Origin of the sequence: Halobellus rufus, from assembly GCF_000739575.1 — an archaeon.
GTDB classification, from domain to species: Archaea; Halobacteriota; Halobacteria; order Halobacteriales; family Haloferacaceae; genus Haloquadratum; species Haloquadratum rufum.
In genome coordinates this window covers 1-22,708 of the sequence record NZ_BBJO01000048.1, presented here as the reverse complement: position 1 = coordinate 22,708, position 22,708 = coordinate 1, and the positions used below count along the sequence as shown (strand labels likewise).

Sequence of the window (22,708 nt, the reverse complement as noted above, 5' to 3'; positions counted from 1 at the left end):
CGGACTTTATGGGGAACCACTATCTCAAGCGCGTCGACGAAGCCACCGCCGACGAGCGAGAGGAGTTCCTCACGGAGTACTACCCGCGTAACGCGTGGCCGTCGAAAGAACAGGAATCCATCGTCGCCGAGAGCGTCGCCCTCGTGGACGACGGTCGGCGACGAACTTGGCGAACATCCAGTCGAACTGATCGAGGAGCGCGTCGTGGCCCTGCTCGGTGAGCTCGTACTGGTTCGTCCGCTTGTCGAGTTCGCTCTTCTCGACGAGGCCCATCTCGACGAGGTCGTCGAGGTTGGGGTAGAGTCGGCCGTGATTGACTTCCGTCCCGTAATACGATTCGAGGTGTCGCTTGATCGCGAGCCCGTACATCGGCTCTTCGGCCAGTATCACCAGGATGTTCTGCTGAAACGCCGTTAGGTCGCGCACCACGCTATCAGTGTCAGCAACTGTTTGTGCCTCTGACATACCTGTGAGAATGTCGTCGGGATATATAACCCTTCTCAACTCAGCCGTTTGTTAGGATAATTCGGTGGTTTGGCGCGCTCTTACTCCAGATTTATCCAATTCCGTCCTCCACATCTGCACACTGTTGCCGCGATCCTGTCGATCGGTTGTCTGATCCGGATATTCTTGTACGAATACCACTGGAGGATAATCGCGATCTCGGGACTCGTAGATCGTCCCGTAATGCGGGACAAGTGCGGATCGGTCGGTGCCGACGCCGATGCGAAAGGCCTTTTTCCTCGTTCGGAAACTGCACAGGTATGACGAACCTCTGGGAAGACATCGAGACCGGCCCGGACGCGCCGGACGTCGTCTACGCGGTCGTCGAGTGCCTGAAGGGCGAGCGCAACAAGTACGAGTACGACAAGGACGTTCCGGGCGTCGTGCTCGACCGCGTCCTCCACTCGAACGTTCACTACCCCTCCGATTACGGCTTCCTGCCGCAGACGTACTACGACGACGAGGACCCCTTCGACATCCTCGTGCTGGTCGAAGACCAGACCTTCCCCGGATGCATCATCGAGGCGCGCCCGGTCGCGCTGATGGAGATGGACGACGACGGCGAGAAGGACGACAAGGTCATCGCCGTCCCCGCCGAGGACCCCCGGTACGACGAGGTCGAAGACGTCGACGACCTCTCCGAGCAGCAGAAGGCCGAGATCTCCGAGTTCTTCGAGACCTACAAGAACCTCGAAGAAGGCAAGCAGACCGAGACCCTCGGCTGGAAGGACGCCGCCGCCGCGAAGGACGCCGTCGAGCACGCGATGGACCTCTACGAAGAGAACTTCGCGTAACGTCGCCGTCCGGAAAACTCCCGCTTTTTGGCGACTGTCCGACAGCGGACGCGCTGCCGCCGGAGCGTCGAGTCTCACACGCGTACCGATCGTATTCGCTTCGGTAATTTCCCCGCGACGTTTCGATGTATTATGCGTATGGGTAATCTTTTATCCGACACGCTCCAACGACTACCCGCAATGAGCGCTGACCGCCCGCGCCTCGGCGTCGATCACCCGACGGTCGTTCCGCGACCGCCCGACGAGACGGGTGACGCGGAGGCACCGACCGACGAATCAGTCCGCCCCGCCGCCGACGCTCCCGAGGGTTGGCCCGAGTCGAGGGACGCGTAGTACTCCGAGATCCGCCCACTATCCGATCGAGTTGATCACGCGACGTCGACGCCGCGAGGGGAACCGCTTTTACTTCCGCCGCGACTACGGAGAGTGATGGCTACCTGCGATCAGTGCGGGGCACACGAGAACTTGCCGTATCAGTGCCGGCGGTGCGGCAACACCTTCTGCGCCGAACATCGGCTCCCGGAGAACCACGACTGTCCGGGGCTCGGCGACTGGAACGACCCCTCCGGCGTGTTCGACAGCGGGTTCGACGACTCCGTTCAAGAGCGCGGGAGGGCCTCGGGTTCTCGGAGCGTCCTCGACCGTCTCACCGGGACCGGCGGCCCGCTCGGCTACTTCCGCGGGAACATGAGCTACGTCTTCCTCGGAGTGATGTGGGTCACCTTCGCCCTGCAGTTCTTCGTCTTTCCGATCCTCTTGGGCGCGTCGCCGCGCAGCAGCCTCTGGCAGGCCGCGTTCGTCCTCTCGCCCGGTCACATCGAGTACGTCTGGACGTGGATCACCTCGATATTCGCCCACGGCGGGTTCACCCACATCGCGTTCAACAGCATCGCGCTGTACTTCTTCGGCCCGGTAGTGGAGCGCTACCTCGACACGAAGCGCTTCACGGCGCTGTTCTTCGGGGCGGGGATCGTCGCCGGACTCGCGCAGGTGTTCTCGACGCTCCTCACGACCGGCCCGTTCGGCGCGGGCGTCGTCGGCGCGTCGGGCGCGATCATGGGCGTCCTCGGCGTCCTCACCGTCTTGAACCCGAACCTGAAGGTGTACCTGTACTTCATCATCCCGATGCCGCTGTGGGTGCTGACCTTCGGCTTCGCGGCGTTCAGCATCGTCGCCGGCTTCGGCGTCGCCGCCGGAACGGGGCTGACCGGCGGCAACGTCGCCCACCTCGCACACTTGGCGGGCCTCCTGATCGGACTGCTCTACGGCGTGCGCGTGAAGGGCCGCGTCGGCGTCCCCAACTCCCTGCAGTTCGGTCGCGGCGGGGGCGGCGGCGGGATGGGCGGCCCGGGACGTCGCTTCTGAGCCGCACAGATGGTCTCGCCCGTCGATTCCCGGTTCGTTCCGGACGCGTCGCTGACCCGCGAGGAGATGGAGTCGCTGCAGCGGGAGGTCGCCGCGACCGCGACGTGGACGGACGCGTTCGACTTCGACCCCGAGCGCGTCGGCGGCGACCCCGCGCAGCGATCGCTCGTCGGTGACGCCGCCACGGCCGAGGACTCACCGCTCTCCGATGCGGACGCCGGGGCCGAGGAACCTCCGCTCGTCGCCGGCGTCGATCAGGCGTTCCTCGACGACCGCGCGGTCAGCGTCGTGGTCGTCAGCCGCGGCGAGGAGGTCGTCGAGCGCGCCCACGCCGTCACCGATCTCGAGATACCGTACGTTCCCGGCCTGCTGGCGTTCCGCGAGGGCGGACCGATCCTCGCCGCGTTCGAGGCGCTCTCTCGCGAACCCGACCTCGTCGTCTTCGACGGGAGCGGGCGGATCCACTACCGGCAGGCGGGGCTGGCGACCCACATCGGCGTGATGCTCGACCTCCCGAGCGTCGGCGTCGCGAAGGGGCTGCTCTGCGGGACGCCCGACGACGACGTCGACGGCCGGCCCGCGGGCTGGCGGACGCCGATCCGCGCGGACGGGGACGTCGAGAACGCCGAACCGGGAACGAAGATCGGCCACGCGCTGCAGTCCCGTCAGTACGACTCCCGGGCGATCATCAACCCGCTGTACGTCAGTCCCGGCCATCGGGTGTGCGTCGACACCGCGACGGACCTCGTCGAACGGCTCTGCGACGGCTACAAGCTCCCGGAGCCGACGCGGCTCGCGGACGCCTACGCCGACGAGGTGAAGCGCGGCCTCGCGGAGTGACGCCAGCGCGCTGTCGGCGTGACGCGACCGCTCTCTCAAACCCGCCTTTGAGTCACCACAAAGCCCTTTGTCGGTATCGGCGTTTCAGCTAGTATGTCCTCGAATCGGCTTCTAATCGCGCTTTGCGCCCTCCTGCTGACCGCCGGGTGTCTGGGCGGCGTGCCGGCGGACGGCACCGGGTCGGACACGGCGACGCAGACGCAGACCCCGACGGCGGAGCCGAGATCGCCGATAACCGACACCTCGTCACCGACGGACGGCTCCCCGCCGGGTCCGACCCCTGGTGAACAGACCCGGCCGGAATCGACCTTCGAGGGGACCGCCGGCTGGTCGGAGCAGCCCGATCCCGACAAGGCGGTTCACGTCGAAAACAGGTGGAACCAGTCGGTCGAGATTCGCGTCCAGGTCGTGCGCGAGGCGACGAACGAGACCGTCTACGACGAGACGGAGACGTTCGTCCCCGGAGCCGACCGCGAGGTGTACAACCTCTCCGCCGCGAACCCCGACGGCATCGAGTCGTTCCGGGTGACCGCGACGGCGCGGAACACCACCGAGAGCGTCACCATCGAGACCCACGAATGCTACGGGGACGCCTACGTCGAGATCACCGAGAGCGGCGAGTTGTTCCCGTACTACGCCATCTGCTGAGCGAGCGACCTCGGCCGCTCACTCTTCGATCACTGTCTGCAGATCGAGACGTGGAGCGAACCCCTCGTACGTTCCATCGCTGGAGACGACGGTATCACCGCCTGATTCGACGAGGTGAAGCGCATCGAATGGTGTGAACCCGTAATCCTCGACGTACGTTGCCGCTGCTACGACCGCCTCGACGTCGCCACGAATCTCGACGAGGTTGGCGGCGTTGGTAACGACTCGTTCGGTGTCTCTGTCTTCACGATACGCGACGAGCAACAGTTCGATGAGCGTGAACTGCGAGGTCCACAGGTCCTCTCGATGGGTTCGGTACACCGTCTCTGCGGTCTCGCCGAGCCAGTCCTCGTCTTTGATCAGTGCGAGGAGAAAATCCGTTTCGGCGTACATTCAGCGCCCTGCCTCGTCCAACGCCGACTCTCGGGCCTCGCTACGGAGTTCCTCGGCCGTCTTCTCCACGTCCGCGAACTCGTCTCGGAGCGCTTCGAGCGGATTTTCGCTGACGGGAACTAACTTGATCCCGTCGTGAACTTGGACGATCCGATAGCGGTCCCCGTACTGCTCTCGAAGGTCCTTCGGGAGCGTCAAGCGGCCTCGGTCGTCGAGCGTGGCTTCGGACATATGCGAACGCAGGGTGGGTAGAAATATGAATCTTCCCCGTTTTCACAGGTACACCCACTCGTAGTTTCTCGGAGCGGTTCGCCGATCGCGTCGTAACCGGATTGGCGAACAGCGCGGCCGACACGCCGGTTCACGTTCCCGCTCCGACGACTCGAAAACACTTATTCGTGCGCTCGCACTCCGAACGCGTATGAGCGAAATCGTTGTCCGCCTTCCGGACGGCTCGGAACTGTCCGTTCCGGAGGACGCGACGGTCGAGGACGTCGCCTACGAGATCGGACCCGGACTCGGTCGCGACACGGTCGCGGGCGTCGTCGACGGCGAACTCGTCGACAAGGCCGCTCCCGTCCACGACGGGGCCGAAATCGTCATCGTGACCGACCAGAGCGACGAGTACCTCCGCGTCCTTCGTCACTCCGCGGCGCACGTCTTCGCGCAGGCGCTGCAGCGTCTCTATCCGGAGGCGAAGCTCGCCATCGGACCGCCGACGGACGAGGGCTTCTACTACGACGTGACGAACGTCGACCTCGACGCCGACGACCTCGCGGAGATAGAAGCCGAGATGGAGTCGATCGTCGAGGAGGACCTCCCGATCGAGCGCGAACTCCGCCCCCGCGAGGAGGCCCTCGCGACCTACGAGGACAACCGGTACAAGCGCGAGATCCTCGAGGAGGAGGCCGCCGGCGAGGACCCGGTCTCCTTCTACGTGCAGGGCGACTTCGCGGACCTCTGTCAGGGCCCGCACGTCGACTCGACGGGCGAGGTCGGCGCGGTGAAGCTGCTGAACATCTCGTCTGCCTACTGGCGCGGCGACGAGGAGAACGACACGCTGACGCGCGTGTACGGCACGGCGTTCGAGTCGGAGTCCGACCTCGAAGACTACCTCACGCTTCGCGAAGAGGCCCAAGAGCGCGACCACCGAAAGCTCGGCCAGGAGCTCGACCTCTTCTCGATCCCCGAGGTCACGGGCCCCGGCCTGCCGCTGTATCACCCCAACGGGAAGAAGATCCTCGACGAGCTCGCCGCGTACGCGCGCGATCTAAACGTTGACGCCGGCTACGACCCCGTCGAGACGCCGCACCTGTTCCGGACGGAACTGTGGAAGAAGTCGGGACACTACGACAACTACGTCGACGACATGTTCCTGATGGACGTCAACGACGAGGAATATGGGTTGAAGCCGATGAACTGCCCGGGGCACGCGACGATCTTCGATCAGAAGTCGTGGTCCTACCGCGACCTCCCCGTCCGGTACTTCGAGGACGGCAAGGTCTACAGGAAGGAGCAGCGCGGCGAGCTGTCGGGGCTCTCTCGCGTCTGGTCCTTCACGATCGACGACGGTCACCTGTTCTGTCGGCCCGAGCAGATCGAGCAGGAGGTCAACCAGGTGATGGACGCAATCTACGAGGTGCTCGACACCTTCGACCTAGACGCCCACGTCGCGCTCGCGACGCGCCCGGAGAAGTCCGTCGGCGGCGACGAGATCTGGGAGCAGGCCGAGTCACAACTCCGCTCGGTGCTGGAGAACCAGGGCATCGACTACGACCTCGAACCCGGCGACGGGGCCTTCTACGGCCCGAAGATCGACTTTGCCTTCGAGGACGCTCTCGGACGCAAGTGGGACGGCCCCACGGTCCAACTCGACTTCAACATGCCCGAACGCTTCGAGCTGTCCTACACGGGCGAGGACAACGAGGAGCACCGCCCGGTGATGATCCACCGCGCGCTCTACGGCTCCTACGAGCGGTTCTTCATGGTGCTCATCGAGCACTTCGACGGGAAGTTCCCGCTCTGGCTCGCGCCGGAACAGGTCCGCATTCTCCCGATCAGCGACGACCAGTTGGGCTACGCCCACCGGGTCAAGAACGAACTCGGCGACTTCCGAGCATCGGTCGAAGACCGCTCGTGGACGCTGGGCCGGAAGATCCGCGAGGCCCAAGAGGACCGCGTCCCGTACATGATCGTCGTCGGCGGCGACGAGGAGGAGGCGGGGATGATCTCGGTGCGCGACCGCAAGGAGCGCGAGCGACAGGATGTCGAGGTCGAGGCGTTCCGCGCGCACCTAGAGAGCGAATACGAGGAGAAGCGGATCGAGCCCGACTTCCTCGACTGATCGGACCTCAACCGTCACACCGACCGTTCTCACCGTTTCGGGCGTACGCCCGACAGTCTCAATCCGCGTCGTACCCGTAGCGGCTGTTCGTCGGGTCCGATAGGTTCTCGCAGTGACTATCGCGTTCGGGGGTGAGGGCGTCCCCGACCAGCGCACAGACGCGCCTACGGATCGCGCGTCCGAGACCGACGTCTCGGAGCGCACCGTCAACGCGCACGCCGACGACCTCGTGCTTCACGAGGAGGAACCCGGCGAAGATGCCGAGGAAGCCGACGACGGTCGTCGCGGTCACCGTCTGGCCGAACAGCGCCCACGCGCCGAGGGCGGCGACGATCGGCTGGAAGTAGCTCACGAGGTTGCTCTCGGCGGGGCCGACGCGCTCGTGGAGCGCGAAGTAGATGAGGAAGCCGATGACGCCGGAGATCACCGTCAGGTACGCCAGGGCGGCCAGCGCGGTCGTCGACCACTCGACGGTCGCGACGGCCTCGCCGCGGGCGAAGGACCCCGCGAAGAGCGTCCCAGCGCCGAGGAGCATCGCCCAGCCCTGCATCGAGACGTCCGAGAGCGTCGTACGGAGCGGCGTCGACAGCACCGATCCGAGCGCGAAGGTGCCTGCGGCGACGAACAGGATCGCGATTCCGAGGACGTCGCCGTCGAGGAGGTTCGCGGGATCGAAGTCGGCGACGACGGCGACGCCGACGAGACCCAGGAGGAAGCCGACACCGGCGATCCAATCGAGCGAGTCGTCCAAGAGCGTCGCGGCGAACGCCGCGGTCAGGACGGGCGAGAGGCTCACGACGACGGCCGCGACGGGGCCGGAGACCGAGAGCTGTCCGAGGTACAAGAGCGCGTGGTAGCCGCCGACGAGGAAGAGCCCGACGACGGCGACGTTGAGCCACTCGGTGCGGCCCTGCGGGCGCACGCGGTCGGTCGCGAACGCGGCGTACGCGAGGACGAGGATCCCGGCGAGGGCGTACCGAACGCCCGCGAAGTACAGCGGCGGGACGGTGGCGAGTCCGGCTTCGATGGCGACGAACGACAGGCCCCACGCGGTCGCGAGCGCGACGAAGAGCGTCGCGTCGGGTGGGAGAAACTGGGAACGAATCCGACGTATCATTGAGTGTCATCTCTCTGAGCCACACGTGTTTAAACTTAACTACAAAATTCGAGTTATAGATCGTTTCAAAATCCATATTCTACGATCATCTTTGCTACGGGGAGTAACACATCCCGTCGGAAGTTGAGTTGGTTTCGACCGCTGCTCGGGTAGCGTTCAAGTGGTTCGGCCCCCTATCCCTATCCAGACAGTGCAGGTGAAACACAGCGAACTCACCGCGTTCGCGGTGACGGTATGAGCGGAGCAGGGCGGGTCGTCGTCGCGAAGCGAGTCGACGGCGGCGAGGACGCGGATCTGACGGAGATCTCGGATCTCGCGAACGCAGCCGGCTACGACGTCGTGGGGCGGCTCTCGCAGTCGCGCGAGGAGGACGCCGCCTACCACTTCGGCGAGGGGAAGGTCGACGAACTGGCCGCGCTGGTCCGAGAGACCGACGCCGCGGCGGTCATCGTCGACAACCGGCTCGGTCCGTATCAGACGTACAACATCGGCGGGAAGCTCCCGGAGGGCGTCGAGGTCATCGACCGCTTCACGCTCATCCTGGAGATCTTCGGCCAGCGCGCGAACACCCGAAAGGCGCAGTTGCAGGTCGAACTGGCGGAGTTGCGCTACGAACTCCCGCGCGCGGAGGCGAAGGCGTCGCTGGCGAAGCGCGACGAGCGCCCGGGGTTCATGGGGCTCGGCGAGTACGACGAGAGCCGCGAGCGGGACATCAAAGCCCAGATCTCGCGGATCAAGCAGGAACTCGACACCATCGCCGACAAGGAGGAGACCCGCCGCGAGCAGCGGCGGGAGTCCGGATTCGACCTCGTCGCGCTCGCGGGCTACACGAACGCCGGCAAGTCCACGCTGATGCGACGGCTCGCGGACGACTTAGACGTCGGCGAGAACGAGGACCTCCACCCCGACCTCGACCCGACCGCCGAGTCCGAAGACCGACTGTTCACGACGCTCGGCACGACGACGCGCCGCGCCGACACCGGAACGCGGGACGTCCTCCTGACCGACACGGTCGGGTTCATCTCGGACCTGCCTCACTGGCTCGTCGAGTCCTTCGAGTCGACGCTCGACTCGGTGTACCGCGCGGACCTCGTGTTGCTCGTCGTCGACGCCTCCGAGCCGGTCGACGAGATGCGCGAGAAGCTCATCACCTGTCACGACACGCTGTACGAGCGCAACGAGGCCCCGATCGTGACTGTCCTCAACAAGATCGACCGCGTCGACGACGCGGAGTTGGCAGAAAAGCGCGCCGCGCTCGACGCGCTCGCGCCGAATCCGGTGACCGTCTCGGGTCTCACCGGCGAGAACGTCGAGGAACTGACCGCCCGCATCGAGGCGGAACTGCCCGAGTGGCGCGAGGAACGCCTGCTCTTGCCGCTCTCGGACGACGCGATGAGCCTCGTCTCGTGGATCTACGACCACGGGCACGTCGAGCGCGAGGAGTACACCGACGAGGAGGTCCTCGTCGAGTTCGCCGCGCGCCCGGCGATCGTCGAGAAAGCGCGATCGAAGGCGGCCGCCCTGCACGCGCCGGCGGAGTCCGCGGACACGGGCGACGCCACCGCCGAGACCGACGACGCAACCTCGGAAGCGTCCGTCGACGGCCGATAGCCCCGGCTAGTCTTCGAGCCGCCGCTTCTCTTTGGAGACGACCTCGACGCCGTCGATCTTGGTGCCGGGGTACTGTCCGTCCTCGTCCTTCTCGGCGGCCTTCACCATGTCCCAGACGACGTTCAGCCCGGTCGTGACTCCCTCCAGCGCCTCCATCTCGCAGCCGGTCTTGCCGGTCGTCTCGACGGCGACTGTGAGCGTCACGCGATCGTCCTCGACCGCGAAGTCGGTGTCGACGTTGGTGATCGGGATCTGGTGGCACATCGGGATCGTCTCCCACGTGTGTTTGACGGCCTGCACCGCGCCGACGCGGGCGGTCGCGAGCACGTCGCCCTTGCCGATTTCGTTTTCCGTGATCGCCTCGATCGTCGACGGGGAGAGGTGGATCGTCCCGCGGGCGACGGCGCGCCGGCTCGTGTCGGGCTTCGCGCCGACGTCGACCATCTGGACGTCGCCCGCGTCGTCGACGTGGGTGAGTTCGGTCTCGTCGTTCTCGGTCCGCTCGGCGCTCTCGGTTCCCTCTGGGTCCTCGTCGCGCTCGTGTGTCATCTCGTCTGTGGTATCGTCGCTCCTCACGCTTCGTCCCTCCGAAGTGCCGCGGGGAGTCTGTCGATCAGATCCGTCGCGAGGAGTCCGTAGCCGTTCTCCTCGACCGCCGCGTCGCCGGCGCTGCCGTTGGCGTACGCCGCGACCGCCGCCGCCTGTAGGGGAGAGAGCACGCAGGCGAGCGCGCCCGCCGCTCCCGCGAGGACGTCGCCGGTGCCGCCGACGGTCATCCCCGGGTTTCCGGTCCGGTTCACGCGCGTCTCCGTGCCGTCGGAGATCACGTCGTAGGCCCCTTTCACGAGCAGCACGTGTCCCAGATCGGCCGCGAACTCGGAGACGAGGTCGGCGCGGGTCCGCCACTCCGAGTCGGTCTCTCCGCCCATCTTTCGCAACTCGCCCTGATGCGGCGTACACACGAGCGTCGCGTCGGTGTCGACCTCGGGGACAACCTGCAGCGCGTCGGCGTCGACGACGGCCGTTCCACCGTAGCGTTCGAGGAACTCCCGAACCGCCGCGAGCGTCTCGTCGCGGTCGCCGAGTCCCGGACCGAAGACGGTGACGTCGTGGTCGGAAGCCAGTTCGAGCAGTCGATCGACCTGTTCGGGTCCGAGGTGTGCGCCGTCGTACGGGCGGAGGATGAGGTTCTCGCTGTAGGCCTGTATCTCGCGGGCGACGGCGTCGGGACAGGCGACGCGGACGAGATCCGCGCCCGCCCGCAGCGCCGACTGCGCGGCGAGCGCCGGCGCGCCGGTGTAGGGTCCCCCGCCGACGACGAGCACCTCGCCGAAGTCGCCCTTGTGGCTCTCCGCCGGGCGGCCGAGCGCGAGGAGGTCGCCGGGGCCGGTGAACAGTTCGGCCGCGTCCGGGATGCCGATGTCTGCGACCGTCACGTCGGCGTCGAGCGCCGACAGGCCCGGCTTCTCGTCGTGGAACGTCACCACGCGGTCGGCGTCGACGTGGATGCCCGCGGTCTCGCCGGTATCGGCGTCGACGCCGGAGGGAACGTCGACGGCCAGCACGGCCGCGTCGTGGTCGTTGATCGCCTCGGCGGCGGTCGCCTCCGGTTCGCGCAGCGCGCCGGTCACGCCCGTTCCCAGCATCCCGTCGACGACGAGGTCCGGATCGCCGAGGTCGAGGTCGGCGGAGTCGGTGACGGTCCGCGCGTCGTACTCGGCCGCGCGGAGCGCCTCCCAGTTCTCCCGGGCGATGTCGGTCGCGATCGATTCGGGACGGCCGAGGAGGTGGACGGTCACGTCGTAGGCGTTCAGAAACCGCGCGGCGACGAACGCGTCGCCGCCGTTGTTGCCGCGTCCCGCGACGACGGCGACGGTCGCACCGGGATCGACGAGATCGCGCGCGGCGCGCGCGACGGCGTTCCCGCTGGATTCCATCAGTTGCTTGCGCGGGACGGCGAGCGCCTCGGCGTTGCGATCGACCGCGGCCATCCGGTCGCTCGTGATCATCACGCCGTATTTCGTGCCGTATCGTCCTAAAAGGCGACGGGTACCCAGAGCGCGACGTGACTCACTCCCCGCCAATCGAGGTGTGACCTCACCGATCACGCGTGACGGCGAGTGTGTCGGAATTCCGAAACGTTTAGGTCCGAGTACCGTAATCCGAGTAGTATGTCGAGCCTGCTCCCGGCAGAAGCAGAGTCACACGTCGCCGACGAGACCGACGGCGACGTTCGCGTGCTCTCGCTCGACGACCCCGACGCAGCGCGGCTGATATCCTGTCTCTCCGCTGGTAACTCCCGGTCGATTCTCTCGGCTCTCCAAGACGACCCCGCGACCGCATCCGAACTCGCCGAGGCGGTCGACACGTCGTTGCAGAACGTGCGACACCACCTCGGCAACCTCCGCGAGGCCGGCCTCGTTCGCGACATCGGCACTCGCTACTCCGTGAAGGGACGCGAGATGACGGTGTACGCGCCGGCCCCCGAGTCGGTCGTCGTCTGTGTCGGCGGTGGCGACGACGGCGACCGGCCCGCAGACCGCTCGCGTCGGTAACCGCTTCGGCCCTCCCCGAATCCACTTGCTCGGCGAGGAGTCACGCGACCGACGAACGTTCATATACGAAGCCGCGGCCAGTCACCGACACCGATATGAACGCGGCCCAGCGAGTGAGTGACGTGAGTTGGCAGGCGGTCTTCGGTCACGACGAGCCCTATCCGGAGCAAGCCGACGGGATCGACGCCGCCGTCGAGACCGCCGAGGACGACGGCTTTCTGGTGGTCGAGGGTGCCTGCGGCACGGGCAAGACGATGCTCGCGCTCACCGCCGGCATCGACCGCGTTCGCGACCCCGATTCCGACTACGAGCGCGTGGTAGCCCTGACGAGCGTCAAGCAACAGCTCAGGCAGTTCGAGGCCGACCTCCGGACGATCAACGACGGCCTCCCGGAGGAGTGGAACCCGGTGTCGGGACTGACGCTCGTCGGTAAGGCCGACGTCTGCCCGTACAGCCGCGAGGGCGTCGCGGGCGTCGACGACGAGACCGTGTACGACCGCTGCGAGGGGCTCCGCGAGCGCACCCGGAACCTCGTGGGGGAGGGCGGACGGACCTCGACCGGCACCCTCGTCTCGGAGGCCCGCCAGACCCAGACCGGACTCCTCGATACGGGTTCGACGCAGGGGCCGGACTACCTCTCCACCGCGGGCGAACCCACGCCGTACCTGCCCGAGACGTCCGAGTACGGCGACACCGAGTACTGCCCGTTCTACGCCACCTTCCTCGACGACGTGCCCGAGGAGGGCGATCCGATCGAGGCCGTCCCCTTCGACGTCACCGAGTTGGGGCACGTCGACACCGAGGAGCTCGTCCGCCTGAGCGCGGGGTACGGCACGTGCCCGCACTCGGTGATGGGGGCGGTGCTGCCGCACGTCGAAGTCGTCCTCGGGAACTACTACCACGCCTTCGACCCGACGACGGTCGGCTCCTTCACGGGGGCGCTCGTCGACGAGACGACGTTCGTGATCTGCGACGAGGCGCACATGCTCGAACCGCGCGTCCGCGACCTCGTCAGCGACGGCGTCGGCGACGCCACGCTCCGCGACGCCGAGAACGAACTGACGCGCGTGATCCAGCCCGTCGAGTTCGAGGACGCGGGGAAGGAGCGCGCGGGCGACGAGCGCAGCGGAAACGCCGACGCCGACCTCGTCAGGGGCGAACTCGCCGACGCGGACGTCTCCCTCCGGGAACTCAGAGAGACGCGGGAGTTCGTCTCGGACCTCCGATCGGAGCTCGACCGCCGCGTGCGCGCGCACCTCGACCGGACGCTCCCGGACTGGCGCGCGGACCTCTCGCGGCTGGACGACGACGAGATCCCCCTGCGCGAGCCCGAATCTCCCGCCGTCGACGACCTGACCGAGTGGGCCGAGGACGCCGGCTACGACGAGTCGGCGTGGCTCCGCGCCGAGTCCGTCGGCGCGGTGGTCGCCCGCATCTTGAACGAGGCCGAGGACGACGATGTCCGCCGCGCCGCGCCCGGCGTCGGGCGGACGCTCGCGAACTGGGTCCGGGCCGATCACGTGGCGTACTTCCGAGAGATCGAACTCGAACGGACGTGGGACGAGACGGCGCAACCGGACTCGTGGCGACGCGCCTACAACGCCCGACTCGCGCTGCACAACTGCGTGCCGGGCGACGCCATCGCCGAGCGCCTCGGCGAGTTCGGCGGCGGCGTGCTGATGTCGGCGACGCTCGCGCCGATGGACGTCTTCCGCGAAGTGACGGGCTTAGACGCCCTGTCCGAGGCCGGACGGCCGGTCGAGACGCGGACCTACGGGCTCTCGTTCCCGGCGGAGAACCGCGCGTCCTTCGCCGTCGACGTGCCGAAGTTCACCCACGAGAACCGGGGGCCGCGGGGCGAGGAGAACCGGACCCGGCGCGCCCACGTCGACGCCGTCTGCGACGTCGCGCGATCCCCGGGGAATGTGCTCGTCGGGATGCCGAACTACGCCGAGGCGTCGTGGATGGCCGAAGAACTCACCGAGCGGCTCGACCGGCCGGTGCTGCTCGACGAGTCCTCCGGCGACGAGGCGACGGAGTCGCTGAAGGCGGAGTTCTTCGGCGGCGACCCGAAGGTGCTCGTGACCAGTCTCCGCGGCACGCTCACCGAGGGCGTCGACTACCGCGGCGACAGACTGGCCGCGGCCGTCGTCTGCGGCGTCCCGATCATCGACACGTCCAGTCCGCGGACGCGCGCGCTGAAGACGGCCTACGACCGGCGGTTCGGCTCCGACGGACAGGGCGGTCGCAGCGGCTTCGAGACGGCGCTCACGGTTCCGGCGGTCAGGAAGGCTAGACAGGCCGTCGGCCGCGTCATCCGCGGGCGCGAGGAGGTCGGCATTCGCGCGCTGGTCGACGCCCGCTACGCTCGGGCCTCTTGGGACAGCGTCCGGGAGTACCTCCCGGAGACCGAGCGGACGGAGTTCGCGCCAGTCAGTCCGGACATGCTCGAATACGGCGTCGATCGGTTCTGGTCGGGCGTCGAGGAGCGCCGCTGACCGGTTACGACGCCCGTTCGGTCAACCGGCGTGAGCGGTTCAGGCGTCCGCGCCGTGTGCCGCTTTGCACTCGTCTGAACAGAAGTGTCGGGTCTGTACGCGTCCGTCTTCGACCCGGGTGACGACGCGGTGCGTCGGCGACTGGATGATCTTCGTACCGCAGGCAGCACACGAGGGAGCGTCCTCCTCGTCGACGTCTTCTCCGAGGTCGGAAGTCGGATCTACCATCTCTCCCTGTCCGTTGGCGCTCGGGGGCACTTTACTCCGTCCCCGGCGGCGGAACTTGCCTGTCAACAGTAGTGGTTTAGTAGGTCCGCGGCGTACAGATCTCGTGGACTGAGATGTCCGATTCGCCCGGAGATCCCGAGAACGGAATGTCGGTGCCTCGACCAGCGCGTAGCATCCCGCCCCACAGAGCGGCCCGTTCGAGCTCCGCAGCGTCGTCGTCCGCTACGAGGAGCGCCCGGACCGGTGCACGATCTACCCCCGACGCGAGAGCTGTTGTGAACACGTCGACGCGTGGCTCTCCGCCGACGCCGACGCGTTCGTGCCGCTCGACGAGATGCGATAGCGGACGCGGCGGGCACCTCACGAGACGCCCGGTCAGACGTTCACGTCCTCGAACTCCTCGTTGACGATGAACCGTCCCTGCGGCGTGAGGTCGATCGGCGGCTCTTCTGCGGTGATCAGATCGTCCTCGTACAGCGAGGCCAACCGGGCGTCGAGTTCGGCGGCACCGATGTCGAGCAGCGAAGCGAGGTCGATGTCCTCCGGCGTGGAGTACAGCCCGACCAGCACCTCCAGTTCCGGCTCCTCGACGTCGACGTCGCGGACGTCGCTCTTGATCCAGTGGTAGATCAACCGCAGGTAGCGACCGAGGATGTTCATCTTCCGCCGGGACGTCATCGAGATCTCGGAGGTGACCGTCTGTCCGTTCTCGACGTGCTGGACCGACAGGACGAGTCGGGAGTCGCCGTCCTCGTCCGAGCGCTCGATCACCTCGAAGAAGATCACCGAGGCGAGGTCGATCGAGAACGGCGCGTCGGAATCCGCGTCGATGTCGCTCCCGGGGAACGTGACGGACTCGTAGTCGAGTTGGAGCCCCGTCTTCTGCGCGCTCGTGTCCATCACGCGCCCGCCGACCTTGGCGGGGTGCGTGACGAGCGCCGTCGAGCCGTTGAGCGTCGCGCGGAACAGCAGCAGCGAGAACTTCTCGATCGTCTCTCGCTCGCCGCCGATGACGGTCGTTCGACGGTAGTCGTCTTCGACGTACCCGACCATCACGGTGTAGTCGAAGAACTCCTCGACCTCTTGGGGAACCTGCCCGACGGCGATGTCGAAGATCGACGTGATCGGGATCGTCGTCTTGGTCCTCGAGGTCGCGAGCACGAGCCGGCGGCCGCTCATCAGCACCCGACCCTTGACCGGGTCGAACGTGGCGTCGCCGCCGGCGACGAAGTTGGCGACGAAGTCGACGACGATCGACTCGCCGGAACCGGTGTTTCGTTTCTCCGCCGACGTCGACGACGCGTCCGTCTCCGAGGCCCGCCCGGCCCCCGGTGCCGCTTCGCCGTTCGCCGCCCGCGACGTGAACTTCTCGAGCAGTTGGGAGCGCCGCCCGCCGCCGTCTTCGTTCGCCTCGTCGCCGTCGGAGTCGGTGGCCGTCATACGCTGATCAACCCCCCCGCGAGCGTCGAGGTCGCCACGGCGCTGCCGCAGCCGATCCAGACGAGGACGACGAAGTGGAGGTAGGCGTTCGCCTTGTGGCCGCCGTCGACCATCCGGATCATCAGCGCCGAGAGGACGCCGTTGAACAGGATGATCAGCGACAGGAGGTACTCGATGACGGGGATGTCGTAGACGCCGGCGTAGATCAGCTGTCCGAACTCGAACTGCGCGAGGTTCATCGACGAGGAGAACGTCGCGAGGATCTCGACGACCTCGAGGCCGATGAAGAAGGCGAACGACGCCGAGGCGGTGATGCCGTAGAGGACGCCGATGAGCGTGACCGTCGCCTGTTGTCGCTGTCGCCGGAGCTTGAGCACCTCGTTCATGTTGTCCGAGATGAGCTCGCCGAGCTGCTTCGGCGTCCCGCCCATCTGCCGCCCCACGAGGTACATCTCCGAGAACTTCTGGATGAGGTACGAACTCGTCTCGGCGGTGAAGAAGAACCACGAGCGGTCGGGGCCGACCCGCATATTCAGCCTGACGTACAGCCGGTCGATCTCCCTCGAGAGGACGCCGAAGTCCTTCTCTCGGAGGGTTTCGAGCACCGCGCGGGTGGTCGACTGCTTGGCGCTCTCGGAGGCCCCGAGCGCGCGGATGAATCCGGGGTACTCCTCGTCGCGCTCTTTGATGTGGTTCTCGTGGTGCCGGGCCACCAGTCCCGGGACGGCAAGCGGCGTCAGCGGCGTCGCGATGAGCAGCGGGACCGGCGCGTCGAGCATCACGCGCTGGACGCTCTGGCCGACGGGCGTCCACCCCATCAGACCGAGACCGAGGATCCCGACGAAGACGAGGCTCAGGGCGACCGCGCCGTACAGCGCGATGTCGATCTGACGGTCGATCTTCGTCCGGTACTCCGGCTGCTGGTACCACAGCGGATCGTACGGCGACATCGTCTTGATGACGTAGTAAAAGCCCAACTGCACGAAGACGAACAGCACGATGACGGCCGCGATCGTCACCGTCGCGTCCGTGCCGGTCAGGATCGGCAGGACGATCGCATTGATGATCGCGAACGTCATCGACAGGATCATCGAGAGATACAGGTCCTTCATCACTTCGAGGTTCCCGAGCGCGCCCTCGTAAACGGTGACGTACTTCTCGATCATCGTCCGCTGTTCGCCGAGCAGGAAGTCGTCGAGCGCCTGTCCGGCGTTCAGCGAGTAGGCGAGCCGGTCGAGGAAGTCGCCCAGTTCCCGCGAGGGAACCGCCCGCGCCCGACGCTGCAGGGCGTCGTCGAGCGACTGGTTCCACGTGTCGACCAGTTCGGTGATCCGCCGCATCTCCACCGCCAGTTCGCCGTACTCCTCCTCGCGCCCGAGCTGTCTGAACACCGCCACCCGGTCGATGTTCGTCGTCGACAGCACGGTGAGGTGCGTGATCACGAGATGCAGTTGGTTCTCGAGTCCGCGCCGCTGCTCTTCGACGAGCAGGCGGGGATACAGCACGCCCGCGAGCAGCATCAGCGCGCCGAGGAGGAAGACCGGTATCCGAACGAGGACCGCCAGCGGGAGCCAGATCGCGCCCGCGACGCCCAGAAGAAACAGGACGAACGTCGGGACGAGAACCGTGAGCGCGTACTTCCGGTTGTCCATCGGCATCTGTTCGTACGCGTCGAGCACCGAGGAGGCGAACTGTCGCAACTGCTTGCGCTGTGCGCTCCAGCCGGCGTCGATGTCCGCTCTGGTCTCACTCATCGGCTCTCACCGCCGGGAGTCGCGTCGGGTGCCCGCAGGTGCGGGACGGTCGCCGTCGCCGCCGTAACGACCGCGCCGTCCCCCCGGTCATCAGTCTACCCTCGTCATATCGAACGGGATGCCTTCGGTGCCGTCGCGCTGGAAGTCCTCGATGAACTCGTTGACCTCGTGGTAGCCGACGATGTTCTCCTGGATCGCCCGGCGGATGAGTTTCGTGCGGAACTCGATGTCCTCGTAGATCTTCCTGGTGTCGTCGTAGCCGAGCAGCGTCGCGATCTTCTCCTCCATGATGTAGGAGTTGTTGCGACCCTGGAAGACGATCCGGTCCTCGACGGGGTCCCAGTAGAACGCCTCGCGGGTGACGACGCCGCCCATCTCCTTGGAGTAGCCCTCGATCTCCTGGACGGAGGTGACGCGTCGGAGGGTGTCGTTGCTCCGTTTGACCCGGTTCTGGAACAGCGCGATGTCGGCGTTCGACATGAACGTCTCGGGGACGTTGATCGGGTCGCCGGTGAACCGCTGGATCATCGAGACGATGTCGCTCGCGTGGAACGTCAGCATCACCGGGTGACCGGTCTGTGCCGCCTGGAACGCCATCCGACCCTCCTCGCCACGGACCTCCCCCACGATGATGTAGTCGGGACGCGACCGCAGCGCGGCGGCGACGAGGTCGAACATGTCGACCTCCGAGTCCGTGCCGCGCCCCTCGCGGGTCAGGAGTTGCTGCCACGTGTTGTGAGGGGGCAGCACCTCGGCGGTGTCCTCCGCGGTGTAGATCTTCGAGTCGCGGGGGATGAACGACGTGATCGCGTTGAGCGTCGTCGTCTTCCCGGACGCCGTCTCGCCGACGACGAAGACCGTCCGCTCGTTCTCCAGGGCGATCCAGAGGTACGCGCACAGTTCCGGCGAGAGCGTCCCCCACTTCGCGATCTGAAACACCGACAGCGGGACGTCGTCGCCCTGACGGATCGTGAGCGAGGAGCCCTTCAGCGACACGTCGTCGGAGTAGATGATGTTGATACGCGATCCGTCGGGGAGCGTCGAGTCGACGATCGGGTGGGCGTCCGAGACCGGGTCGCCGATCCGCTCGCCCATGTTCCGGAGCCAGTTGTCGTACTGCTCGGGGTTGTCGAACTCGACGGTCGTCTCCAAGAGGCCGAACTCGCCGTGATCGACGTCGACCTGCCGCGGTCCGATCACGTGTATGTCCTCGTTCGCGGGGTCGCGCATAATCGGTTCCAGCGGGCCGAGACCGACGATGTCGCGGACGAGCCGGTACCGGACCTTCTCGTAGGTCTCCTCGGTGACTTCGAGCGGGCCGAGTTCGAGGCGCTGGACCAACTCCGCGAGGCGGCCGTTGCGCTCGTTTTCGAGGACGACGATCTCTTCGAGCAGTTCCTGGATCCGGTCTTCGTACTCGGTCTCCTCGGCTGGGGCCGGCTTCGACACCGACCGCTCGAGGAGTTTGTCCTTCACCTGATCGAAGATGTCGTGCTCCGGCTCGTCGAGTTCCGGCTCGATCGTGTAGTACTTCGTCGTCTCGCCGAAGTTCCCGTACACCTGACAGTAGATCGGCCCGCCGAGGTGGTAGATGATGTTCGGCCGCCGCGACTCGTAGCCGTCCGGGCCGTCGACGAACATCGGGAACTCGCCGGTGATCTGCCGGAAGCGCTTGAGGTGGTCGCGCAGGTGGCCCCACCGGCCGGCGTGTTTCCGCAGTTCGTCGTCGATCTTCGCGGAGCCGTGTTCGGTGGCCATTATGCGACACTCCTGGACTCGATGACGATGCCGATCCCCGAGCGGACGGAGAAGCCGACGCGGTCACCGACCTGTTCGCCCATCCCGGCGAACCGCTTCACGAAGATGTTCCGCCGGATGTCGTTGCCGACCTCGACCATCTCCAGTTTGAGATAGACGTCCGCGATCGAGCGGAACGGGCCGATGGCCTCCTCGTCGACCGTCGAGGGGTCGACCGTGAGCACGATCGTCTTCCCCTTCGTCGTCAGTTCGCGGAAGAAGGAGATGATCTCCAAGGCGGCCTGTCGCTCCTCGTTCTGTCTGACGAGCGCCTCGAACATCGGGTCGTTCCGGAGGATCGCGTCGAACGTGTCGATGAGGATGACGTCGCCCTCCCACATCGTCTCCGCCTCCATCATCAGCCGGAGGAGCTGCTTTCGCTCCTCGTCGCCGCCGCCGGTGAGCGCGCCCGAGGCGTCGATCTCGGCGGGAATGAAGAGTATCTCCTCGTCGAGCAGCGGCTTGACGACGTCGTAGTTCAGCGAGTGCATCTGATCGAGGAAGCCCCGGACGCCGAGCTCCGTCGAGACGAGCGTCGTCGTGACGCCCTCCTGGTTGAACCCGTAGGTGAACCGCTGGGAGAGCACGCTCTTGCCCGCTCCGTAGTCGCCCTCGATGAGCACGATCGATCCCTTCGGGATCCCCCCGCCGAGTTCCTTCTCGAGCCGATCGTGGTCTTTCATTCCGATCGGGAAGTGATTCGCGCTCATCGGTTGAACCGGAACACCTCCTCGTCGCCGTCGACGACGAGCGTGACCTGGTGGTCGCCCTCGTCTAAGGCGAGGTCGCCGATCGTCACCTCGACGACGTCGTGGGGCTCCCACTCGTCGGCGTCGGCGTCGCCGGCGACCGACACGGAGACGTTCGCGCGGTACTGCGCGTCGACGATGACGTCGAACGTCTCGCCGGTGGCCGGTAAGGTCCGCCGTCCGGTATTTTTCACGTACAGCGTGAGTTCGCCGGTCGAGTCGTTGTAGACGCCGGCCTCCGCGCTGCTGATGACCTCCACGTCGGTCCGGATGTTCTCTGCGACGTCCGCGCCGCGGTCGTCGAGCGAGCCGCTGATCCCCGTCACGGTGTCGATGAGGACGCCCGCGACGCCCGCGGCGATGACGATGCTCGCGATGAACAGGATCAGGCTCGGAACGGATACGTCGGCCATCTAGCTCACCTCGATCGTCGAGTTGCTCGCGGCGACGCCGTTCTCGGCGACGACGGTGACGCGGTCGGGTGTCGTGTCCACGGTCACGTCGATCACGAGCGTCTGACCCGCGCCCCACACGTCGGTGTCGGCGTCCGACCCCGAGTCACTCTCGACTGTCGTCGAAAACTGTACTTGGTGGACGTTGTCGACGAGGACGCTCGTCCCGTTCACCGACAGCGTCGTCGTTCCGGTGTTTTCGACGTCGATTTCGAGTGCGTCGGTCGAGTCGTTGTACACCGCGTTCGTAACCTCCAAGTCGGTATTACGACGATCGAGGAGGTCCTCGTCGTGCTCCTCGCGCGCCTCGGAGATCTGCTCTGCGCTGCCCGCGGCCGCCGTGTAGAGCGTCCCCGATGCGATCAACACGCCGAGGAAGATGACAGCGGTCGACCCGCTAACGCCGAATCCCATTGACGCCACCTCCGAGCGCCGACAGCTCTTCGAGGAGCCGAGATTCCTCGACATCGCCGGCGAGTCGGCTGATGTAGGTCAGGCTCTCTCTGTGGTGCTCGACGCGGAGATCCTGCGGTCGTTCCGTGGTGCTCGCCGTGGCCGCGTTGCGGACGTGCTCGCTCATCGTCCGCTCGACCGAGCGGGTGATCCACCCCTGTGCGCGGTACTGTCGCAGCGCCCGGGCAGCGCCGATCGCGCCGCCGGTTTCGACGAGGAAGCGCGTCCATCGCAACACGACGGACTCGGCGGTGTACCGCGCCGGCAACGACGTCAGGTACGCGTCGCCTGCTGCGTCGCTCCGGGGCTGTTCCGATCCGCCAGTCGTCGACGCCGCCTCGGTCGACGCCGCGTCGACGGTCCCGTTCGCTGCGCTCTCGTCGTCTCCGGGCTGGTTATCGGCTGCCCCGTCGTCTTCGGGCTCGTCGGTCTCGAACAGCGTCTCGTCGGGATCGACGGTCGCTGCCGCCTCGGCGTCCTCGAGTGCGTCGGCGGATTCGTCCTCCGAGTCCTCGTCTCCGTCCGCGTCGGACTCGCCGTCGGCTTCCTCGTCGATGTCGTCCCAGCCGTCGTTCTCCTCGTACTCCGATTTCAGATCGTCGAAGCTCGTTCCGCTCGTCGCCTCCTCCGCGTCGGCCTCGTCGTCTTCGAGGGTCGCACCCGGGTCCTCCCGTTCTTCCTCCGTGAGTTCGTCCTCGGCGGCCAGTTCGGCCTCGTCGGCTTCGGCGTCGATGTCGCCGAAGTCCTCGTCGAAGAACGACTCGGCGTCGGCGTTCACGACGTCGGAGTCGAGGTCCTCCTCGGTCTCTTCTTCCATCTCGAAGAGCCCGAACGCGCCGTCGCCTTCCAGCCCGCCCATCTCTCTGGCGTCGTCGACGAACGGGTTGATGCCGCGGGTCACCATCTCGTAGATGTCGAGGAGTTTGCGGATGGTCTCGTCGAGTTCTTCGACGGTCTCGCCGATCTGCTTGTTCTCCTCGCGGACGGTGTTCATCTTCGAGGAGATCGAACTCACCTCGTTTTCGAGTTCGGAGAGGCGGTCTTCCATATCGGCGATGGTGTCGGGATCGACGTCCGCGCCGCCGAAGTCGTCGTTCCCGCCGAAGTCGTCGCCGCCCCCGAACTCGTCCATCTCGCCGTCGAGGCCGCCCATCTCGTCGTCGAAA

General features: G+C 66.5%; 23 protein-coding genes and 2 pseudogenes. 11 read left to right on the top strand and 14 right to left on the bottom strand.

Annotated features, from left to right (window positions below; all coding sequences use genetic code 11):
- Positions 1-8: 8 nt before the first annotated feature.
- Positions 9-92 (top strand): annotated as a pseudogene (locus tag ACP99_RS21645) (DUF7108 family protein); the annotation flags it as partial.
- On the opposite strand, the gene ACP99_RS16750 reads toward ACP99_RS21645, so the two are convergent.
- On the bottom strand, positions 70-465 hold the full coding sequence (locus ACP99_RS16750) for a PadR family transcriptional regulator (protein ID WP_081927551.1): 396 nt from the start codon (positions 463-465) through the stop codon (positions 70-72). The pseudogene ACP99_RS21645 and the gene ACP99_RS16750 overlap by 23 nt on opposite strands.
- Positions 466-764: 299 nt before the next feature.
- On the opposite strand from ACP99_RS16750, the gene ACP99_RS16745 reads away from it, so the two are divergent.
- The 5 genes from ACP99_RS16745 (at position 765) to ACP99_RS16730 (ending at position 4,151) form a co-directional block, all read left to right on the top strand.
- The gene (locus ACP99_RS16745) at positions 765-1,298 is read left to right on the top strand and encodes an inorganic diphosphatase (protein WP_049987690.1); all 534 of its coding nucleotides are present in this window, start codon (positions 765-767) and stop codon (positions 1,296-1,298) included.
- Between the two features lie 180 nt (positions 1,299-1,478).
- Positions 1,479-1,631: a hypothetical protein gene (locus ACP99_RS20195; protein WP_197052502.1), complete on the top strand. Its 153-nt coding sequence runs from the start codon at positions 1,479-1,481 to the stop codon at positions 1,629-1,631.
- A 96-nt stretch (positions 1,632-1,727) separates the two neighbouring features.
- Positions 1,728-2,663, top strand: a complete 936-nt coding sequence (locus ACP99_RS16740) for a rhomboid family intramembrane serine protease (RefSeq protein WP_049987689.1) — start codon at positions 1,728-1,730, stop codon at positions 2,661-2,663.
- A 9-nt stretch (positions 2,664-2,672) separates the two neighbouring features.
- A complete protein-coding gene (locus ACP99_RS16735; RefSeq protein WP_049987688.1) occupies positions 2,673-3,503 on the top strand; it encodes an endonuclease V in 831 nt (276 codons plus the stop codon).
- A gap of 93 nt (positions 3,504-3,596) precedes the next feature.
- Positions 3,597-4,151 (top strand): hypothetical protein, encoded by a 555-nt coding sequence (locus tag ACP99_RS16730; RefSeq protein WP_049987687.1) that lies wholly within the window; start codon positions 3,597-3,599, stop codon positions 4,149-4,151.
- 18 nt (positions 4,152-4,169) lie between these two features.
- Here the strand turns inward: ACP99_RS16730 and ACP99_RS16725 are convergent, their stop codons facing one another.
- Together ACP99_RS16725 and ACP99_RS16720 are read right to left on the bottom strand one after the other, a co-directional pair.
- The gene (locus ACP99_RS16725; protein WP_049987686.1) at positions 4,170-4,544 is read right to left on the bottom strand and encodes a PIN domain-containing protein; all 375 of its coding nucleotides are present in this window, start codon (positions 4,542-4,544) and stop codon (positions 4,170-4,172) included.
- Positions 4,545-4,775: an AbrB/MazE/SpoVT family DNA-binding domain-containing protein gene (locus ACP99_RS16720; protein ID WP_049987685.1), complete on the bottom strand. Its 231-nt coding sequence runs from the start codon at positions 4,773-4,775 to the stop codon at positions 4,545-4,547.
- Between the two features lie 190 nt (positions 4,776-4,965).
- Here ACP99_RS16720 and thrS point away from each other — a divergent pair, with 190 nt between their 5' ends.
- On the top strand, positions 4,966-6,888 hold the full coding sequence (thrS, locus tag ACP99_RS16715) for a threonine--tRNA ligase (protein ID WP_049987684.1): 1,923 nt from the start codon (positions 4,966-4,968) through the stop codon (positions 6,886-6,888).
- A 58-nt stretch (positions 6,889-6,946) separates the two neighbouring features.
- On the opposite strand, the gene ACP99_RS16710 is transcribed toward thrS, so the two are convergent.
- Positions 6,947-8,005 (bottom strand): DMT family transporter, encoded by a 1,059-nt coding sequence (locus ACP99_RS16710; RefSeq protein ID WP_081927550.1) that lies wholly within the window; start codon positions 8,003-8,005, stop codon positions 6,947-6,949.
- A gap of 234 nt (positions 8,006-8,239) precedes the next feature.
- Here ACP99_RS16710 and hflX point away from each other — a divergent pair, with 234 nt between their 5' ends.
- On the top strand, positions 8,240-9,616 hold the full coding sequence (hflX, locus tag ACP99_RS16705; protein WP_049987683.1) for a GTPase HflX: 1,377 nt from the start codon (positions 8,240-8,242) through the stop codon (positions 9,614-9,616).
- A gap of 6 nt (positions 9,617-9,622) precedes the next feature.
- Here hflX and moaC read toward each other — a convergent pair whose 3' ends face one another.
- Together moaC and ACP99_RS16695 are read right to left on the bottom strand one after the other, a co-directional pair.
- Positions 9,623-10,165: a cyclic pyranopterin monophosphate synthase MoaC gene (gene moaC / locus ACP99_RS16700; RefSeq protein WP_049987693.1), complete on the bottom strand. Its 543-nt coding sequence runs from the start codon at positions 10,163-10,165 to the stop codon at positions 9,623-9,625.
- Between the two features lie 23 nt (positions 10,166-10,188).
- Positions 10,189-11,625: a bifunctional ADP-dependent NAD(P)H-hydrate dehydratase/NAD(P)H-hydrate epimerase gene (locus ACP99_RS16695; RefSeq protein WP_049987682.1), complete on the bottom strand. Its 1,437-nt coding sequence runs from the start codon at positions 11,623-11,625 to the stop codon at positions 10,189-10,191.
- A gap of 162 nt (positions 11,626-11,787) precedes the next feature.
- On the opposite strand from ACP99_RS16695, the gene ACP99_RS16690 reads away from it, so the two are divergent.
- Positions 11,788-12,171 (top strand): ArsR/SmtB family transcription factor, encoded by a 384-nt coding sequence (locus ACP99_RS16690; RefSeq protein WP_049987681.1) that lies wholly within the window; start codon positions 11,788-11,790, stop codon positions 12,169-12,171.
- A 95-nt stretch (positions 12,172-12,266) separates the two neighbouring features.
- The gene (locus tag ACP99_RS16685) at positions 12,267-14,669 is read left to right on the top strand and encodes an ATP-dependent DNA helicase (protein ID WP_049987680.1); all 2,403 of its coding nucleotides are present in this window, start codon (positions 12,267-12,269) and stop codon (positions 14,667-14,669) included.
- Between the two features lie 39 nt (positions 14,670-14,708).
- Here the strand turns inward: ACP99_RS16685 and ACP99_RS16680 are convergent, their stop codons facing one another.
- A complete protein-coding gene (locus tag ACP99_RS16680) occupies positions 14,709-14,897 on the bottom strand; it encodes a DUF7576 family protein (RefSeq protein ID WP_049987679.1) in 189 nt (62 codons plus the stop codon).
- A gap of 211 nt (positions 14,898-15,108) precedes the next feature.
- Here ACP99_RS16680 and ACP99_RS21640 point away from each other — a divergent pair.
- Positions 15,109-15,240: pseudogene (locus tag ACP99_RS21640) on the top strand (DUF7511 domain-containing protein); the annotation flags it as partial.
- Positions 15,241-15,272: 32 nt separating this feature from the next.
- On the opposite strand, the gene ACP99_RS16670 reads toward ACP99_RS21640, so the two are convergent.
- The 7 genes from ACP99_RS16670 to ACP99_RS16640 form a co-directional block, all read right to left on the bottom strand.
- A complete protein-coding gene (locus ACP99_RS16670; RefSeq protein ID WP_081927549.1) occupies positions 15,273-16,337 on the bottom strand; it encodes a CheF family chemotaxis protein in 1,065 nt (354 codons plus the stop codon).
- Complete coding sequence (flaJ, locus tag ACP99_RS16665) at positions 16,334-18,091, bottom strand: archaellar assembly protein FlaJ (protein ID WP_049987677.1); 1,758 nt, start codon at positions 18,089-18,091, stop codon at positions 16,334-16,336. The genes ACP99_RS16670 and flaJ overlap by 4 nt, the downstream gene beginning before the upstream one ends.
- 90 nt (positions 18,092-18,181) lie before the next feature.
- Complete coding sequence (locus ACP99_RS16660; RefSeq protein WP_049987676.1) at positions 18,182-19,849, bottom strand: type II/IV secretion system ATPase subunit; 1,668 nt, start codon at positions 19,847-19,849, stop codon at positions 18,182-18,184.
- Positions 19,849-20,598 carry an ATPase domain-containing protein gene (locus ACP99_RS16655; RefSeq protein ID WP_049987675.1) on the bottom strand — a complete coding sequence of 250 codons (750 nt, stop codon included), beginning with the start codon at positions 20,596-20,598 and terminating at the stop codon, positions 19,849-19,851. Before ACP99_RS16655 ends, ACP99_RS16660 begins: the two co-directional genes overlap by 1 nt.
- Positions 20,595-21,050 (bottom strand): flagellar protein G, encoded by a 456-nt coding sequence (locus tag ACP99_RS16650; RefSeq protein WP_049987674.1) that lies wholly within the window; start codon positions 21,048-21,050, stop codon positions 20,595-20,597. The genes ACP99_RS16655 and ACP99_RS16650 overlap by 4 nt, the downstream gene beginning before the upstream one ends.
- Positions 21,051-21,503 carry a hypothetical protein gene (locus ACP99_RS16645; protein ID WP_049987673.1) on the bottom strand — a complete coding sequence of 151 codons (453 nt, stop codon included), beginning with the start codon at positions 21,501-21,503 and terminating at the stop codon, positions 21,051-21,053.
- Positions 21,487-22,708: flagella accessory protein C (locus ACP99_RS16640; protein ID WP_156105781.1), on the bottom strand; the 1,222-nt coding region annotated here is incomplete at its 5' end. The genes ACP99_RS16640 and ACP99_RS16645, both read right to left, overlap by 17 nt.

What these genes read in the sequence shown, in the direction of transcription:
- ACP99_RS16750 (WP_081927551.1), bottom strand. Translation starts at nt 465, where the DNA reads ATGTCAGAGGCACAAACAGTTGCTGACACTGATAGCGTGGTGCGCGAC.
- ACP99_RS16745 (WP_049987690.1), top strand. Translation starts at nt 765, where the DNA reads ATGACGAACCTCTGGGAAGACATCGAGACCGGCCCGGACGCGCCGGAC.
- ACP99_RS20195 (WP_197052502.1), top strand. Translation starts at nt 1,479, where the DNA reads ATGAGCGCTGACCGCCCGCGCCTCGGCGTCGATCACCCGACGGTCGTT.
- ACP99_RS16740 (WP_049987689.1), top strand. Translation starts at nt 1,728, where the DNA reads ATGGCTACCTGCGATCAGTGCGGGGCACACGAGAACTTGCCGTATCAG.
- ACP99_RS16735 (WP_049987688.1), top strand. Translation starts at nt 2,673, where the DNA reads ATGGTCTCGCCCGTCGATTCCCGGTTCGTTCCGGACGCGTCGCTGACC.
- ACP99_RS16730 (WP_049987687.1), top strand. Translation starts at nt 3,597, where the DNA reads ATGTCCTCGAATCGGCTTCTAATCGCGCTTTGCGCCCTCCTGCTGACC.
- ACP99_RS16725 (WP_049987686.1), bottom strand. Translation starts at nt 4,544, where the DNA reads ATGTACGCCGAAACGGATTTTCTCCTCGCACTGATCAAAGACGAGGAC.
- ACP99_RS16720 (WP_049987685.1), bottom strand. Translation starts at nt 4,775, where the DNA reads ATGTCCGAAGCCACGCTCGACGACCGAGGCCGCTTGACGCTCCCGAAG.
- thrS (WP_049987684.1), top strand. Translation starts at nt 4,966, where the DNA reads ATGAGCGAAATCGTTGTCCGCCTTCCGGACGGCTCGGAACTGTCCGTT.
- ACP99_RS16710 (WP_081927550.1), bottom strand. Translation starts at nt 8,005, where the DNA reads ATGATACGTCGGATTCGTTCCCAGTTTCTCCCACCCGACGCGACGCTC.
- hflX (WP_049987683.1), top strand. Translation starts at nt 8,240, where the DNA reads ATGAGCGGAGCAGGGCGGGTCGTCGTCGCGAAGCGAGTCGACGGCGGC.
- moaC (WP_049987693.1), bottom strand. Translation starts at nt 10,165, where the DNA reads ATGACACACGAGCGCGACGAGGACCCAGAGGGAACCGAGAGCGCCGAG.
- ACP99_RS16695 (WP_049987682.1), bottom strand. Translation starts at nt 11,625, where the DNA reads ATGATCACGAGCGACCGGATGGCCGCGGTCGATCGCAACGCCGAGGCG.
- ACP99_RS16690 (WP_049987681.1), top strand. Translation starts at nt 11,788, where the DNA reads ATGTCGAGCCTGCTCCCGGCAGAAGCAGAGTCACACGTCGCCGACGAG.
- ACP99_RS16685 (WP_049987680.1), top strand. Translation starts at nt 12,267, where the DNA reads ATGAACGCGGCCCAGCGAGTGAGTGACGTGAGTTGGCAGGCGGTCTTC.
- ACP99_RS16680 (WP_049987679.1), bottom strand. Translation starts at nt 14,897, where the DNA reads ATGGTAGATCCGACTTCCGACCTCGGAGAAGACGTCGACGAGGAGGAC.
- ACP99_RS16670 (WP_081927549.1), bottom strand. Translation starts at nt 16,337, where the DNA reads ATGACGGCCACCGACTCCGACGGCGACGAGGCGAACGAAGACGGCGGC.
- flaJ (WP_049987677.1), bottom strand. Translation starts at nt 18,091, where the DNA reads ATGAGTGAGACCAGAGCGGACATCGACGCCGGCTGGAGCGCACAGCGC.
- ACP99_RS16660 (WP_049987676.1), bottom strand. Translation starts at nt 19,849, where the DNA reads ATGGCCACCGAACACGGCTCCGCGAAGATCGACGACGAACTGCGGAAA.
- ACP99_RS16655 (WP_049987675.1), bottom strand. Translation starts at nt 20,598, where the DNA reads ATGAGCGCGAATCACTTCCCGATCGGAATGAAAGACCACGATCGGCTC.
- ACP99_RS16650 (WP_049987674.1), bottom strand. Translation starts at nt 21,050, where the DNA reads ATGGCCGACGTATCCGTTCCGAGCCTGATCCTGTTCATCGCGAGCATC.
- ACP99_RS16645 (WP_049987673.1), bottom strand. Translation starts at nt 21,503, where the DNA reads ATGGGATTCGGCGTTAGCGGGTCGACCGCTGTCATCTTCCTCGGCGTG.